General features: G+C 73.2%; 12 protein-coding genes. 4 read left to right on the top strand and 8 right to left on the bottom strand.

The features are described from left to right. Positions 1 to 10: 10 nt before the first annotated feature. Genes ACFLFB_RS07450 through ACFLFB_RS07440 form a run of 3 tightly spaced genes read left to right on the top strand, consistent with a single transcriptional unit; the run spans position 11 to position 2,906 of the window. On the top strand, positions 11 to 976 hold the full coding sequence (locus ACFLFB_RS07450) for an AAA family ATPase (RefSeq protein ID WP_392545074.1): 966 nt from the start codon (positions 11 to 13) through the stop codon (positions 974 to 976). Beyond that, a complete protein-coding gene (locus tag ACFLFB_RS07445) occupies positions 973 to 2,340 on the top strand; it encodes a DUF58 domain-containing protein (protein ID WP_392545073.1) in 1,368 nt (455 codons plus the stop codon). Before ACFLFB_RS07450 ends, ACFLFB_RS07445 begins: the two co-directional genes overlap by 4 nt. After that, positions 2,337 to 2,906: a hypothetical protein gene (locus ACFLFB_RS07440; RefSeq protein WP_392545072.1), complete on the top strand. Its 570-nt coding sequence runs from the start codon at positions 2,337 to 2,339 to the stop codon at positions 2,904 to 2,906. Before ACFLFB_RS07445 ends, ACFLFB_RS07440 begins: the two co-directional genes overlap by 4 nt. Positions 2,907 to 2,980: 74 nt before the next feature. On the opposite strand, the gene clpX is transcribed toward ACFLFB_RS07440, so the two are convergent. The 6 genes from clpX to ACFLFB_RS07410 all read right to left on the bottom strand — a co-directional run bounded on the left by clpX (position 2,981) and on the right by ACFLFB_RS07410 (position 10,119). Next, positions 2,981 to 4,267 (bottom strand): ATP-dependent Clp protease ATP-binding subunit ClpX, encoded by a 1,287-nt coding sequence (gene clpX, locus ACFLFB_RS07435; protein WP_392545071.1) that lies wholly within the window; start codon positions 4,265 to 4,267, stop codon positions 2,981 to 2,983. 122 nt (positions 4,268 to 4,389) lie between these two features. Beyond that, entirely contained in the window at positions 4,390 to 5,022 is a 633-nt protein-coding gene (locus tag ACFLFB_RS07430; RefSeq protein WP_392545070.1) for a hypothetical protein, read from the bottom strand. Positions 5,023 to 5,038: 16 nt separating this feature from the next. Continuing rightward, positions 5,039 to 7,201, bottom strand: a complete 2,163-nt coding sequence (locus tag ACFLFB_RS07425; protein WP_392545069.1) for a hypothetical protein — start codon at positions 7,199 to 7,201, stop codon at positions 5,039 to 5,041. A gap of 158 nt (positions 7,202 to 7,359) precedes the next feature. After that, the gene (locus ACFLFB_RS07420) at positions 7,360 to 8,004 is read right to left on the bottom strand and encodes an ATP-dependent Clp protease proteolytic subunit (protein ID WP_392545068.1); all 645 of its coding nucleotides are present in this window, start codon (positions 8,002 to 8,004) and stop codon (positions 7,360 to 7,362) included. A 29-nt stretch (positions 8,005 to 8,033) separates the two neighbouring features. Beyond that, a complete protein-coding gene (locus ACFLFB_RS07415) occupies positions 8,034 to 8,657 on the bottom strand; it encodes an ATP-dependent Clp protease proteolytic subunit (protein WP_392545067.1) in 624 nt (207 codons plus the stop codon). 223 nt (positions 8,658 to 8,880) lie between these two features. Further along, the gene (locus ACFLFB_RS07410; protein WP_392545066.1) at positions 8,881 to 10,119 is read right to left on the bottom strand and encodes an MFS transporter; all 1,239 of its coding nucleotides are present in this window, start codon (positions 10,117 to 10,119) and stop codon (positions 8,881 to 8,883) included. A 169-nt stretch (positions 10,120 to 10,288) separates the two neighbouring features. Between ACFLFB_RS07410 and ACFLFB_RS07405 the strand changes: the two genes are divergently transcribed. After that, positions 10,289 to 11,371 carry a LacI family DNA-binding transcriptional regulator gene (locus tag ACFLFB_RS07405; protein ID WP_392545065.1) on the top strand — a complete coding sequence of 361 codons (1,083 nt, stop codon included), beginning with the start codon at positions 10,289 to 10,291 and terminating at the stop codon, positions 11,369 to 11,371. Positions 11,372 to 11,459: 88 nt separating this feature from the next. On the opposite strand, the gene ACFLFB_RS07400 is transcribed toward ACFLFB_RS07405, so the two are convergent. Together ACFLFB_RS07400 and tig are read right to left on the bottom strand one after the other, a co-directional pair. Then, the gene (locus ACFLFB_RS07400) at positions 11,460 to 13,130 is read right to left on the bottom strand and encodes a hypothetical protein (RefSeq protein WP_392545064.1); all 1,671 of its coding nucleotides are present in this window, start codon (positions 13,128 to 13,130) and stop codon (positions 11,460 to 11,462) included. A 140-nt stretch (positions 13,131 to 13,270) separates the two neighbouring features. Further along, positions 13,271 to 14,629: a trigger factor gene (gene tig / locus ACFLFB_RS07395; RefSeq protein ID WP_392545063.1), complete on the bottom strand. Its 1,359-nt coding sequence runs from the start codon at positions 14,627 to 14,629 to the stop codon at positions 13,271 to 13,273. Between the last annotated feature and the right edge of the window lie 51 nt (positions 14,630 to 14,680).

The following is a 14,680-nucleotide window of genomic DNA, read 5'->3' as shown; positions in this document are numbered from 1 at the left end:
GGAGTCACCCGTGACCGACATCCCCAGCGCCCACCGCCGCATCACCGAGATCCTCGACGAGGTCGACACCGTCATCGTCGGGAAGCGGGCGGCGACCGAGGTCGTCCTCGCGGGGGTCCTCGCCGGCGGCCACGTCCTCATGGAGGACTACCCCGGGCTGGGCAAGACCCTCGCCGCGCGCACCTTCGCCACCGCGCTCGGCCTGGACTTCACCCGGGCGCAGTTCACGCCCGACCTCCTCCCCTCCGACCTCACCGGCGCCTTCGTCTACGACCAGGGGCGCGGCACCTTCGAGTTCCGCCAGGGCCCGGTCTTCACCGGCCTGCTCCTCGCCGACGAGATCAACCGCACCCCGCCGAAGACCCAGGCGGCCCTGCTCGAGGCGATGCAGGAGCACCAGGTGACCGTGGAGGGCCAGACCTTCCCGCTCCCCCAGCCCTTCCACGTCATCGCCACCGCCAACCCGGTGGAGTACGAGGGCACCTACCCGCTGCCCGAGGCCCAGCTCGACCGCTTCCTCGTCCGCGTCGCCTTCGGCTACCCGAGCGCCGACGACGAGTGGGAGGTCCTCGGCCGACGGATGCAGCGCCGGCGGGAGGAGACCCAGGTGCGTCGCGTCGTCGACGCCGCCGAGCTCCTCGACCTCCAGGCCACGATGGAGGACGTCACCGTCTCCCCCGAGGTCGGCCGCTACTGCGTGGCGCTGGCCCGGGCCACCCGCGAGCACGAGCACGCGCTCATGGGGGCCTCGCCGCGCGGCTCGCTCGCCCTGCTCCTCGTGGGGCGCGCCTACGCCGTCGTGCGCGGCCGCGACTACCTCACGCCGGACGACGTCAAGGCCATCGCGCCCGCCGTCCTCGAGCACCGCGTCGTCGTGCGCCCCGAGCTGTGGATGAGCGAGGTGTCCTCGCGCAGCATCGTCGCCGACCTGCTGCGCTCGGTCGCCACGCCGAGGACGGCGGTGCGCTCGTCGTGACCTCCGGATGGCGCCCCACCCGGGCGTTCGGGCGTGCGACGGTCGTGGGGCTGCTCTTCCTCGTGGCCGGCGTGATGCTCGGCCGTCCGGACGTCGTGGTCATCGCGGTGCCGCTCGTGGCCCTCACCCTCTGGTCGATCGCGACCCGGCCCACCCGGGCGCCGCGGGCGACGAGCCGCGTCGGCGCCGACCTCGTCCAGGAGGGCGAGACCACCGCCTGGCAGGTCGAGGTGGAGGTCGTGCCCGGGCTGCGCGACGTCGTCGGCCACCTGCCCGGCGACCGGTGGGCCACGACGGCCCCGCTCCACGGCCACGTCGCCGGGTCGGTCGGGGACGACCGGCGCTCCGGCGGCCCGGACGACGCCACCGTCGCGGTGGGCGTCCAGGTCCGTTCCGACCGGTGGGGCGTGCGCCGGCTCGGCCCCGCCCAGGTCGGCGCCTTCGGTGACTTCGCGTCGTTCGCGTGGCAGTGGCCCGAGCAGCGCACCGAGGGCGTCCCGACCCTGCCCACCCCGGGCACCTTCACGACGCGGGCCGGGCTGCCGCACCCCGTGGGCCTCGTCGGGCAGCACCGCTCCCCCCGGCCGGGCAGCGGCGCCGAGCTCTCCGACATCCGGCCGTTCCGAACCGGGGACCGGCTGCGCCGCATCCACTGGCCGGTGTCGCAGCGCACCGGGACCCTGCACGTCACCACGACCCACGCCGACCAGGACGCCGAGGTCCGCCTCGTCGTCGACGCCCTGCGCGACCTCGGCGAGCGCGACAGCACGCAGGGGCGGCGCTCCAGCCTCGATGTCGCGGTCGAGGCCGCCGGAGCCGTCGCCGCCCACTACCTGGGCACCGGCGACCGGGTCGGCCTGTCGGTCCTCGGCGGCGGTGGGTACGTCGAGCTCCCGGCCGTCGGTGGCCACCACCAGCTCGCCCGCGTCCTGCTCGCGCTGGGGCGTGCCGAGGAGTCGCGCGGCACGGTCCTCGAGGCCCGGGCGCTGCGAGCCCAGCTCGGCCGCCCGGTCCCCCCGGGCGCCCTCGTCGTCCTGCTCTCGGCGCTGGTCTCCCCCGAGCCCCTCGCCCACGCCGTGCGGCTGGCCCGCAGCGGCCACGACGTCATCGTCATCGACGCCCTGCCACCCGAGCTCTCCGCCGGACGCGTCGGCGACGACGCCGTCCTCGCGGCCACCCTCCTCGAGGACGTGCGCCAGGCCCACCTCGTGTGGCGGCTGCGGCTGCTCGAGCGCGAGCGCGAGGCCCGCCGCTGCGCCGAGGCCGGGGTGCCCGTCATCCCCTGGCGCGGACGGGGGTCGCTCGACGCCGTGCTGCGCGGGGTCGGACGACGCGCCCGCGCCCCGAGGGTGGCCGTCCGATGAGCGCGTCCGTCACCCCTGCGGTCGAGGACGTCCGCCCCGTGCGCCGACCGGTCGCGAGCCGCACCTGGCGGGGTGCCGCCGTGGGGGTCGTGGCGGCCGGGGGCGTGACCGTGGTCCTCGCCGGGGCCGCCGACCTGCCGGGCTTCATCCCCTACTCGGCGATCGCCGTCCTCCTCGCCACCCTGTGGGCGGTGCGCCGGCCCGGCGGGTGGGGCGCGTTCGCCCTGCTCGTCGTGCAGGTCCTCGCCGCCACGGTGCCGTGGGCGGTGCCCACCTCGCTCGTCGACTGGGCGCTCGCCGCCGCAGCCGCGACCGCGGTCGTCACGACCCACCTCTCGCTCGCCCTGCTGGCCGCGTGGCCGGTGCGTGCCGAGCTGCCCCGCGCCAGCCTCGACCGCTGGGTGCGGCAGGGGGCGGTGCTCGTCCTCGTCGGGGTCGTCGCGGCCCTGGTCGGGGCGCTGGCGTCACGGACGCCGATCTCCTGGGGTCCGTTCGTGGGGACCCTGGCCCTGCTGCTCCTGGCCGCGCTCGCCTGGACGGTCCGGCTGGCGACGCGCCGACGCTGAGCGGGGCCTCCACACGACCGACGAGGGCGGCCCCCGTGGTGGGGGCCGCCCTCGTGGTCGGTGCGGGGGTGCGGTCAGGCCGAGCGCTTGCGCGGGGCGCGCTTGCGGCCGCTCTCCTCGTCGTGGCGCACGATCGTCGGGTTGACGTTCTTGTAGACGACCTCGCTGTTGATGACGACCTTGGCGATCTCCTCGTCGGAGGGCACGTCGAACATCGTGGGCAGGAGGACCTCCTCCATGATGGCGCGCAGGCCGCGGGCGCCGGTGCCGCGCGCGAGCGCCTGCTCGGCCACGGCCGCGACGGCGTCCTCGGTGAACTCCAGGACGACGCCGTCGATCTCGAACATCTTCTGGTACTGCTTGATGAGGGCGTTGCGCGGCTCGGTGAGGATGCGTACGAGCGCGGCGTTGTCGAGCGGTGCCACGGTGGTGATGACCGGCACGCGGCCGATGAACTCGGGGATGAGGCCGAACTTCATCAGGTCCTCGGGCATGACCTCGTGGATGCTCTCGGCGAGGTCCTTGGGCGTGTGCAGCTCGGAGCCGAAGCCCAGGCCCTTCTTGCCGTTGCGCGACTCGATGAGCTTCTCCAGGCCGGCGAACGCGCCGCCGACGATGAAGAGCACGTTGGTCGTGTCGATCTGGATGAACTCCTGGTGCGGGTGCTTGCGCCCACCCTGCGGCGGCACCGACGCGGTGGTGCCCTCGAGGATCTTCAGCAGCGCCTGCTGCACGCCCTCACCCGACACGTCGCGCGTGATGCTCGGGTTCTCGGACTTGCGGGCGATCTTGTCGACCTCGTCGATGTAGATGATGCCCGTCTCGGCCTTCTTGACGTCGTAGTCGGCGGCCTGGATGAGCTTGAGGAGGATGTTCTCGACGTCCTCGCCGACGTAGCCGGCCTCGGTCAGGGCCGTGGCGTCGGCGATGGCGAAGGGGACGTTGAGCATCTTGGCCAGGGTCTGCGCCAGGTACGTCTTGCCACAGCCGGTGGGGCCGATGAGCAGGATGTTGGACTTGGCGATGTCGACGTGGTCGGGGTCCTTCTTGCCCAGGGCCGACTCACCCGCCTGGATGCGCTTGTAGTGGTTGTACACGGCGACGGCGAGGGCCTTCTTCGCGACGTCCTGGCCGATGACGTACTGCTCGAGGAAGTCGAAGATCTCGCGGGGCTTGGGGAGCTCGTCGAGCCCGAGCTCGCTGGTCTCGGCGAGCTCCTCCTCGATGATCTCGTTGCAGAGGTCGATGCACTCGTCGCAGATGTACACGCCGGGACCGGCGATGAGCTTCTTGACCTGCTTCTGCGACTTGCCGCAGAAGGAACACTTCAGCAGGTCGCTCGTCTCTCCGACGCGTGCCACGGACGTCCCTTCCCTCACTGGATGCAACGGCCCCGACGCTACCTCTCGGCATCGACGGCTGCATCCATTGAAGCCCGCACGCGCCGGGCGCGTCGCCCCTGTCCGCTGTCAGCGCAACGGGCTCAGGCGGGGTGTCGGCGGGCCACGCGGCGGCGCCGCAGGAGGGCCAGACCGACCGTGACCAGCGCGGATGCCGCGGCCACCGGCCCCCACAGCAGCGGGGTGCGCACGACGTCGGTGAACCCCGCCGCGAGACCCGGCAGCTCGACCCGCGACGCGCCGGCGGCGGGTGGCGTGGCGGGGCCGACCGCGGCGAGGTCGGAGACCGTGACGTCCGAGGCGAGGGTCGTGCCGTCGCACAGGGAGGACCGCAGGCCGTCGGAGGTGCTCGTGGCCACGACGACGTAGGTGCGCCCCTGCTCCACCTCCAGCCCGCACGAGGCGCCGGAGGCCGCCGTGCGCACCTCGGTGACGGCGCTCGCCGAGCCCTTGCGCACCTCGGTGACCGTGAAGGCCCGGGCCACGGCGTCGCCGCTCGAGGTGGGCGGGCCCGGCGAGCGGGTCTCGACCAGGGTGCCGACGAACACGACGTCGGCGCGGGCTGCGGCCTCGGCGAGGCTCGGCAGCGCCGCGCACGAGCAGGCTGCACAGGGCGTGGCCGAGGCCGCGGTGAACCCGACGAGGGCGAGGGCCCCGACGGCGGCGGCGCGGGTCAGCGGGAGGCGGCGCATGCCGCTGCGACGCGCCCCCACCATCACCGGTTCCGGTGGGCTACCAGGCGGAGGCGGTGGGGGTGTCCTTCGCGGGGCGCGGCCCCTCCTCCGTGGGTGCCTCGCGGTCCGGAGCCGGCGCTGCCGACCGGGCGCCCGCGGACTGCAACGGGGGGAACGGCACGCCGGCGATCGTCTCCGGGAACGGCGGGAAGATCTCGAAGGTGCCCGTGATGTCCATCGCCACGTCGAGCGTGCCGACCGCGTTCTGCAGCCGGAAGCCGTTGCCCTCGTCCAGGCCCGGCCACACCGAGTTCGCTCGGGTCACCCCCGTCATGAGGTTGAGGTTGCTCACCCCCGGGACGGTCCCGCCGCCCCAGGCAGTGAGGTGGGTCGACGTCGAGGGCACGATCCCGGTGAGGTTGCCGACGAGGGCGTACGTGTCGCGCCCCGCCACGGCCCGCGAGGCCTGGACCCGCTTCGCGACCCCCTTGCCGATCGAGGCCAGGCCCAGGTCGCTGCGGGTGTCGACGACCCGCGTCGGCGCGAGCGGCTGGAACCGGAACCCGGGGTCGTCGATGGTGCCCTGGGCGAAGTAGCCGACGATGTCGACGATGACGTGCGTGCTGGCGTTGCCCGTGTTGGCGATCCAGAACGTCGGGACCTCCAGGCCGCTGGAGCTGTTGGGCGCGCGTTGCACCACCGCCATGTTCGCGGCGGTCAGGCCCTTGGTGTAGTTGAGGGTGGAGGTGGTGGGTGGTCCGTACTCGGGCTCGTTCTGGACGGCGCTGAGGACGCCCGACCCGGTGGTGCCCGTGGCCGTGACGTTGACGACGAGCGCCTCCACCCTGCCGTTGGTCTCGGCGCCGTAGTCGGCGACGAGGGGGAAGTACTCGTGCGGGCCGAGCCGCTCGCCCCACGCGGTGCGCGAGTCGAACAGCCGCGAGGGATCGTGCTGGTAGAAGTCGGCGGTCCGGCCGAGCGGGGCGACCCGGTCCTTGGCGTAGATCCCCACGAGGTCGGCCACGAGGTGCACCGAGCCAGTGGCGTTGTAGAAGGTCACGGACCCGTTCGCCCCGATCGGCACGGTGACGAGGTTGGCGCCCGTGAAGCCCGCCCGGAAGTTGATGTTCGAGGCGGTGGGTCGGGTCGTCCCCGCCGGGTAGGCCGTGACGTAGCCCGAGCGCGTCGAGCCGGTGACCGTGAGGTTGAGGACGGCGGCCGAGGTGCCCGTCGACGGGATGATGCCCTTCCCGGCGATCTTCAGGGTGACCGTCTGGCCCGCGCCGACGACGCCCTTGCGGACACCGGTGCCGGATCTGGTGTCCATGACGCGGTCGGACAGCGGGGTGAACTGGCCTCGTTGCGAGACCCAGGCGCCGTCGTGGCGCAGGAGGGTGCGCCCCGTGGCCCCGCCGGCGGTGACGAGGAGGGGATGGCTGCCGCTGCCGTAGCCGTCGATCTTCGTGAAGGCCGGCCGCAGCTGCACCGAGCAGGTCTGCAGGTGTCCGAGGGTGACGCCGCTGCAACCGTCCCCCTGGTACACCGTGACGTACTGCGGATCGGTCTCCGGGGCGTGGCCGACCTCGACCGAGGTGATGGCGGGGGCCTGGGTGCCGTGGCCGCGGATCACCACGGGGGTCGCCGGCGGGATCTCGCCCATCGTGACCGTGCCGAACTCGACGGAGGCCGGGACGTCGATGCCGCCGTACGGGACGGTCGACCCCACCCGGACCTGCCCGTGGGGCACCCCGTTGCACGAGCCCGTCCAGTCGACGGCCAGGCTGGTGGGCGTGCCGTCGCCGGCGAAGCTCAGCTCGAGGACCGTGACGGTGCCGCTGACGAGGCAGCTGCCGCTGCCGTCGCTGAACAGCAGCGCGAGCGGCCCGTCGTTCGACGACACGGGGTGCTCACCGGACGTGGGCAGGTCAGCGGCGTCGTTGGGCGAGAAGAACCACCCGTAGCTGTCGTTGCTGCCGTCGGCGTGGTCCCCCGTGAGGTAGACACCGCGGCGGTTGCCGGTCCACGTCATCGTGGCGTTCGTGTCGTCGTCGACCCACGCGGCGGTCGTCGCGCTCCCGGCGGCGACGATCGCGCTCGCCGCCGTCTCGGCCGCTCCCGCCGCCGGAACCGAGGCGATCAGCGGGACCGCCGTCAGCGCCCCCACCACCGCCGCGACCCACGCCCGACGCCGACCTGCTGCTCCCCTACCCACCCGTGTCACGCGCGCGAGCCTAGGTCTCCCGCCGCGGTTCACCCAGCGGTCTTGCGAGAACTCGCAGTCCCGCACACCGCTCGCCCTCGACGCGGCCGGGCCGGGACGCACCGATGCCGCCCGCTCGGGGTGAGCGGACGGCATCCGGTGGTGCGGTTCGGCTGGGGTCAGCCGTTGCCCTTGCGCGAGGCGAGGACCTCGTCGATGAGGCCGTACTCCTTGGCCGCTGCGGCGGAGAGGATCTTGTCGCGCTCGATGTCCTTGCGGACCAGGTCGAGGTCGCGACCGGAGTGCGAGGCGATGGTCTCCTCGAGCCAGCCACGCATCCGGATGATCTCGTTGGCCTGGATCTCGAGGTCGGAGGCCATGCCGCCGGTCCCCTCGATCGCCGGCTGGTGGATGAGGACCCGCGCGTTGGGCAGCGCGAACCGCTTGCCCTTGGCGCCGGCGCCGAGCAGCACGGCCGCGGCGGAGGCGGCCTGCCCGATGACGAAGGTCTGCACGTCGGGGCGGATGTACTGCATCGTGTCGTAGATGGCGGTCATCGCCGTGAACGAGCCACCGGGGCTGTTGATGTACATGAGGATGTCGCGGTCGGGGTCCTGCGACTCCAGCACGATGAGCTGGGCGATGACGTCGTCGGCGGACGCGTCGTCGACCTGCACGCCGAGGAAGATGATGCGGTCCTCGAAGAGCTTCGTGTAGGGGTCGAGGCGCTTCATCCCGTAGGAGGTGCGCTCCTCGAACTGGGGCAGGATGTAGCGGCTGGAGGGGGCTGGCACGTGGAGGCGGCCGGTCAGGTTGGCGTTCATGTCTCTCTCTCGCGTCGTCTCGGCCGTGGTCAGGAGGTCACGGGGTTGTCGACCCCGGGGCCCGCCATCGTCGCCTTGGTGATGACCTGGTCGACGAAGCCGTACTCCTTGGCCTCCTCGGCGGTGAACCACCGGTCGCGGTCGGAGTCGAGCTCGATCTGGTCGACGGTCTGGCCCGTGTGCTGCGCGATGAGCTCGGCCATCTGCTTCTTGATGTGGAGCAGCTGCTCGGCCTGGATCTTGATGTCGGACGCCGTGCCACCGATGCCGCCCGAGGGCTGGTGCATCATCACCCGCGCGTGCGGGGTGGCGTAGCGCTTGCCCGGCTCGCCGGCCGACAGGAGGAACTGGCCCATCGAGGCGGCCATGCCCATCGCGACCGTGGCGACGTCGTTGGGGATCCACTGCATGACGTCGAAGATCGCCATGCCGGCCGTGACGGAGCCGCCCGGGGAGTTGATGTAGAGCCAGATGTCCTTCTGCGGGTCCTCCGCCGCCAGGAGCAGCATCTGGGCACAGATGGCGTTCGCGTTGTCGTCGCGCACGTCCGAGCCGAGGAAGATGATCCGCTCCTTGAGGAGGCGGTTGTAGATGTGGTCGTCCAGACCGGCCTGGGGTCCCGGGCCGGCGGCGACGATCTCGGTGCTGGTCACGCTGGAGACGCTCCTCGCTGAAATCGGGTGCTTCTTGTCACCGACCCTAACGCCCGGTTCCTGCCCTCCACTCCCGGGTCCGGCCCGTGTTCGCCGTGAGCACAACGCCGTCCCGACGGTCGGCCCGCGCACCCGCCCGCGCGGCTGCGGTGCGCGCTACGGGGCAGTAAGTGTCGTGATCGCGACACTTACTGCCCCGTAGCGAGCGGCAGAGGTGGGGTGGTTAGCGCGTGGCGTTGCGCGGGAGGCCGCCGGGCTCGCGCACCGAGGGCACCACGCTGAGCGCGAGGATCGCCAGCGCCCCGACGACGAGCAGGGAGTGCAGCACCCCGACCCGGTCACCGAGGAAGCCGAGCAGCGGCGGCCCCGCGATGAAGGCGACGTACCCGATGGTGGCGACGACCGACATCCGGGCCGCGGCCCGCTGGGGGTCGTCGGCCGACGCGCTCATCCCGACGGGGAAGCCCAGCGCCGCACCGACGCCCCAGACCGCGGCACCGACGAACGCGAGCCAGTCGGCGCCGAAGATGACGAGCGCCGCACCGACCACGGCGAGGGCGAAGCTGCCCCGCAGCACGGGCACGCGGCCGTGGGTGTCGAGCAGGTTCGTGCCGAGCAGCCGGCCGACGGTCATGAAGCTGAGGAAGGTGGCGAACCCGAGGACTCCGGCCCACGCGGGCAGCTCGTGGCCCTCGACGAACGCGACCGACAGCCAGTCGTTCGCGGTGCCCTCGGTGGCGGCGGCGGCGAACACGACGACGCCGATGAGGAGGGTGCGCGGCTCGAGCCACGCCGAACCCTGGCGCGCGGCGGGCGCGACCTCGGCACCGTCCTCCGCCGCTTCGATCTCACGGGGCAGGAAGCTGCGGACGGCCCACAGGCCGACGCCGACCGTCACGGCCGCGGCCCCGGCGAAGTGCGCGAGCAGCGGCACGCTCCCCCACGACATCGCGGCGCCGATGAGCGCGGAGAGCACCGTGCCGCCGCTGAACGCCGCGTGGAAGTGCGGCATCACCGACGAGCCGAGCGCGTGCTCGACGGCCGCGCCCTCGAGGTTCATCGCGACGTCCCAGAGACCGACCCCGAGCCCGATGAGGAAGAGCCCGCCCGCGAGCAGCGGACGCGGCCCGGCGGCGTCGACCACGAGGGCGACGACGAGCAGCCCGACGAGCGAGACCGCACCGCCGGCGAGGACGGTGCGCGCGGCCCCGAGCCGGTTGCTGACCCGGCCGGCCAGGGGCAGCCCCGTGACCGAGCCCGCGCTCATCGCGAGCAGGACCAGGCCGAGCTCGCCGGCGGTGAGGTCGAGGGAGGCCTTGGTGTCGGCGATGCGCGAGGCCCACGAGGCGAAGACGAGCCCCGCCAGCGCGAAGACGACGAAGACGGAGGTGCGGGCCCGGGTGACGGTGGCGCGCGGGAGGGTGGAGGTGGGGACGGGGCTGGTCGAGGTCGTGGCGGGCACGTGCGGAGGTCCTTCGGCGGGTGGCGGTGCGGTGGGCGGTGACGCGGGGGCGACGGTCGGAGCCGGGCGGGCCGACGGGTCGGGCTCGGTGGGGGCCACGGGCGTCGTCCTCGGTCGTCGTCACGGGTCGAATCGATTCGATCGAATCGATTCGACTATGGTGTCACCCATGGCCGCCCCTCGTCAACCGCGCCCCGACCGGCGCCCCACGCTGCGCGACGTCGCCACGCGCGCCGGGGTCTCGACCTCCACTGCGTCCCTCGTCTTCAGCGGCAAGGGGCCCGTCGCCGCGGCCACCGGCGAGCGGGTGAGGGCGGCGGCCGCCGAGCTCGGCTGGGCTGGCCCCGACCCGCTGGCGGCGCAGCTGCGCGGGGGCCGGGTGGGCACGGTCGCCGTCGTCGTCGAGGGACCGCTGCGCTACGCCTTCCACGACCCCTTCGCCCTCGGCGTGCTCGACGGACTGGCCGAGGAGCTCGACGCCGCCGGTCGCTCGATGCTCCTCGTCGCCCAGCCGCTCGACGACCCCGAGCGGGCCGTGGCCCAGCTGGCGAACCTCGCCGTCGACGCCGCCGTCTTCCCCCTGTGCGGCGCCCGCGCCAACCCGCTCGTCGAGCACCTGCTCGCCCGTGGGGTCCCCCTCATCGGCAGCGGTGCGCCCGTGCACCCGGCGGTGGCGCACGTCCTCACCGACGAGGCGGCGGCCATGGGGCTGACGACGCGCCACGTCCTCGAGCTCGGGCACACCCGCGTCGCCCACCTCTCGATGCCGCTGCGCCCCACGTCGGTCACGGGCGTCGTGGAGGCCGCCGACCTCGAGAGCGCCGACTACCCCGACGCCGTGGGCCGGGTGCGCGGCTTCCGGGCCGTCGCCGGGGAGGAGGCCCGCGTCGTCCAGGCCCGCGACCTCACCGTGGAGGCGGGCACCGAGGCCGCGCTCCTCCTCCTCGACGTGCCGGCCGACCAGCGGCCGACGGCGGTCGTGGCCCAGGCCGACCTCCTGGCGGCGGGAGCGGTGCGCGCCGCCGAGTCGCTCGGGCTGCGCGTCCCCGAGGACCTCACGGTCACCGGCTTCGACGGCGTCGACCTGCCGTGGCTCGACCACGTCCTCACCACGGTGCTGCAGCCCGGGGCGGCCAAGGGCCGCGCGCTGGGCGCGATGGTGCGCCGCGCGCTCGACGGGCAGCCCGTGGCCGACGAGCCGTTCCCGGTGTCGCTGCGGGTCGGCACGACGAGCGCCCCTCCCCCGGCCTGACCCGGCCGCGGCACGGTCACCCGGGCTCACCCCGGACACGGCGACGCCGGGCGGGGAGGTCCCCACCCGGCGTCGTCGATCCGGTGCGTCAGTACCGGGAGGACGTGCTCCGCACCGGCCTGGTGTCGAACCGCTCCGACCCCGGCGCGGTCGTGGTCGCGACCTCGCGCTGCGTGCCGGTGGTCCGCGCCAGCGGCGGCGGGGTGTCGAGCGTGGGCGGAACCAGCTCGAGCGTGCCGGCCGCGTCGAACAGCACGTGCATCTTGCCCGCGTTGTTGTAGATGGCGAAGGACAGCACACCCGTGCCCTCGGTGAACTTCAGGGGGGCGATGGTGCCGGCGGCGCGGGTCCGCTTCGGCGTGACGTTGAGGTTGCTCGCCGTGGGGCGCGCGTTCTCGCCGCTCCAGATGGTCAGGTACGTGTTGAGCGTCGGCAGGACCCCGGTCGTGTTGCCCACGACGTAGTAGGAGTCCGGGGTGGTGACGCTCGTCGCGTTGAGGGTGCGGGCGCTCGCCGGCCCGAACTGGCCGGAGAGCCCCTTCCCCGTGCGGGTGTCCAGGATCCGCGTCGGGGTCGAGAGCGGACGGAAGCGGAAGCCGCCGTCGTTGCTCTTGATGTAGTACCCGACCTGGTCGACGATGATGTGCACGCTGCCGGTCCCGGTGGTCGCGTTCGCGATGGCGAACCCGGTCTCCAGCGTCGACTGGCGGCCCGAGGGCACGACGGTCATGTTGGGGGCCGCGACACCCGGGAGGTAGTTGACGCTCGACGCGTTCGGCGGGTCCTCGGTCTCGCCCGACCAGGCAGAAAGCACCCCGGCCTTCGTCGCGCCGACCGCGGTGATGTTGAGGGCGTACGCCTCGACCGCGTCGGCGTCGGCGCTGGTGTCCCACTCGTCGTGCCACACGAAGACGTCGCCGTCGACGTAGGCGCCGGCCTCGTCGTCACGGCTGTCGTAGAGGCGCTCGGGGTCACCGGACACGGTGGACTGGAACTGCGCCCCGATGCCCTTCGCACCCCGCACGGTGTCGTCCGCGGCGTACCAGCCCAGGACGTCGAGGATGGCGTGGGCCGACCCGGTGTCGTTGTAGACGACGACCTTGCCGTCGGCGCCGATCGGCACGGTGACGAGGTTGGCGCCGGTCCAGCCGGAGGGGAAGTTCAGGGACGACGCGGTGGGGCGGGACACCCCGCTCGGGTACAGGGTCATGTAGCCGGCCGTGCTCGTCTTGGTCGCCGTGAGGTTGGCGACGATCGCCGAGACGCCCGTCGACGGGATGCCGGACACCCCCCCGACCTGCACCGAGCGGGTGCCACCCTGGCCCAGCGGCACGCCGCTGCCCGACCGGGTGTCGAGGAAGCGGGTGGGGTCGGGGAGGCGGTAGTAGGTGCCGGTCGCGTTCGGCGCCATGGCCGGCACGACGCAGCCGCCGTCGACGGGGGTGCTGACGTCGTAGGCGGCCCAGCACTTCGTGGTCGCGCCGAGGGGCTTGGAGACGGTGGCGTTCCCGGCGAGGGCGAAGTTGTCGACCTCCGTGCCGCCCTCGGTGGCCGACCGCTTGACGGTGAGGGCCGTGGCGACGTGGCTGGTGTAGGTCGCCGTGCCGTCGCTGTTGACGACGACGGTGACGTCGCCGTCGGCGGCCGACGAGGGCGCGGCCGCGAGGCCGACGAGGGTGACGAGCGCGGCGAGGACGGCGAGCGGGCGCACGAGGCGGCTCCGCCGGGCCTCGACGCGGGGAGGCGTGGCAGGGGACATGGTGCTCCTCAGCAGGGACACGGCGGGGACAGGGACGCCGTCCTGCCACGATAAGTGAGGGTCCGCGGCGCGGCCCGCCGAACCGCGAAACCCCGCCTCGGCGCGTCGCGCCGGGCGGGGTCTCGTGCGGGTGGAGCCGGTCAGGCCTTCGCCGCGACCTCGGTGTCGCTGGTGTCGGAGGCCTCGGCGGCCTCGTCGTCGGCGACGTCCTCGTCGGCCTGGACGGTCTCTGCCTGGGGCACGAGGTCGTCGAGGTCGATGCGCGTGCCCGCGGTGTCGGTGACCGTGGCCTGGTCGAGGACGGCGGCGAGCGCCTTGCGGCGGGCGACCTCCTGGACGATCGAGGGGATCTGGCCCTGCTGGTCGATGGCCTGGGCGAACTGGTTGGGGTCCATGCCGTACTGCTGCGCGCTCATCACGAGGTACTCGATGAGCTCGGGCTGCTCGACCCGGACCTCGAGCTTCTCGGCGATGGCGTCGAGGAGGAACTGGGCCTTGAGCGCCTTGCGGGTGCTCTCCTGGACCTCGGCGCGGTGCTCGTCGTCCTCGAGGCGGTTCTCGCCCTCGAGGTGGCTGTGCACCTCGGACTCGACGACGCCCTCGGGCACGGGGATCTCGACGGTGTCGAGGAGGTGCTCGAGGAGCTTGTCGCGGGCCTGGATGCCCTGCTCGTACTTCTTGGCCTGCTGCGCCTGGGTGGCGACGTCGGCGCGCAGCTCCTCGAGGGTGTCGAACTCGGAGGCGAGCTGGGCGAAGTCGTCGTCGAGCTCGGGGAGCTCGCGGACCTTGACCGACTGCACGGTGACGGTGCACTCGGCGTCCTGGCCCTCCTGGTCGCCACCGGCGAGCGGGGCGGTGAAGGTCTTGGTGTCGCCGGCGGCGAGGCCGACGAGCGCCTCGTCCATGCCCTCGAGCATGTTCTTGCTGCCGACCTCGTAGGAGACGCCGGAGACCGAGTCGATCTCCTCGCCGTCGATGACCGCGGTGAGGTCGATGGAGACGAAGTCGCCGTCCTCGACCGCGCGCTCGACGCCCACGAGGGAGCCGAAGCGCTCGCGCAGCGTGGTGAGGCGCTCCTCGATGTCCTCGTCGGACGCCTGGGCCTCGTCGACCTCGACCGCGATGCCCTCGAGGTCGGGGAGGTCGAGCTCGGGGCGCACGTCGGTCTCGACGGTGAACTCGAGGTCCTGGCCGTCCTCGATCGGCACCGCGGTGACGTCGACCTCGGGCTGGCCGATGGCGCGCAGGTTCTCGGCCTCGGCGGCCTCGGCGAAGAACTTGGGGAGGGCCTCGTTGACGGCCTCCTGGATGACGGCGCCGCGGCCGACCCGCTGGTCGATGATGCGGTTGGGCACCTTGCCCTTGCGGAAGCCGGGGATCTGCACCTGCGCACCGATCGTGCGGTACGCGTCGTCGAGCATGGGCTTCAGCTCGTCGAAGGGGACCTCGACGATGAGCTTGACCCTGGTCGGGCTGATGGTCTCGACGGCACTCTTCACTTCGGGCACTCCACGTGGGGGTTTCGGGGGACGTCTGTCGTTTGCCTGCCT

Source organism: Oryzobacter telluris, from assembly GCF_043099285.1.
GTDB lineage: Bacteria > Actinomycetota > Actinomycetes > Actinomycetales > Dermatophilaceae > Oryzobacter > Oryzobacter telluris.
Note: the sequence above shows the minus strand (reverse complement) of the source record. Positions and strands in the feature narration are given on the sequence as shown.

Bases quoted from the DNA above. Each gene is read 5' to 3' on its own strand.
- ACFLFB_RS07400 (WP_392545064.1), bottom strand. From the start codon at position 13,130: ATGTCCCCTGCCACGCCTCCCCGCGTCGAGGCCCGGCGGAGCCGCCTC.
- ACFLFB_RS07420 (WP_392545068.1), bottom strand. From the start codon at position 8,004: ATGAACGCCAACCTGACCGGCCGCCTCCACGTGCCAGCCCCCTCCAGC.
- ACFLFB_RS07405 (WP_392545065.1), top strand. From the start codon at position 10,289: ATGGCCGCCCCTCGTCAACCGCGCCCCGACCGGCGCCCCACGCTGCGC.
- ACFLFB_RS07430 (WP_392545070.1), bottom strand. From the start codon at position 5,022: ATGGTGGGGGCGCGTCGCAGCGGCATGCGCCGCCTCCCGCTGACCCGC.
- ACFLFB_RS07440 (WP_392545072.1), top strand. From the start codon at position 2,337: ATGAGCGCGTCCGTCACCCCTGCGGTCGAGGACGTCCGCCCCGTGCGC.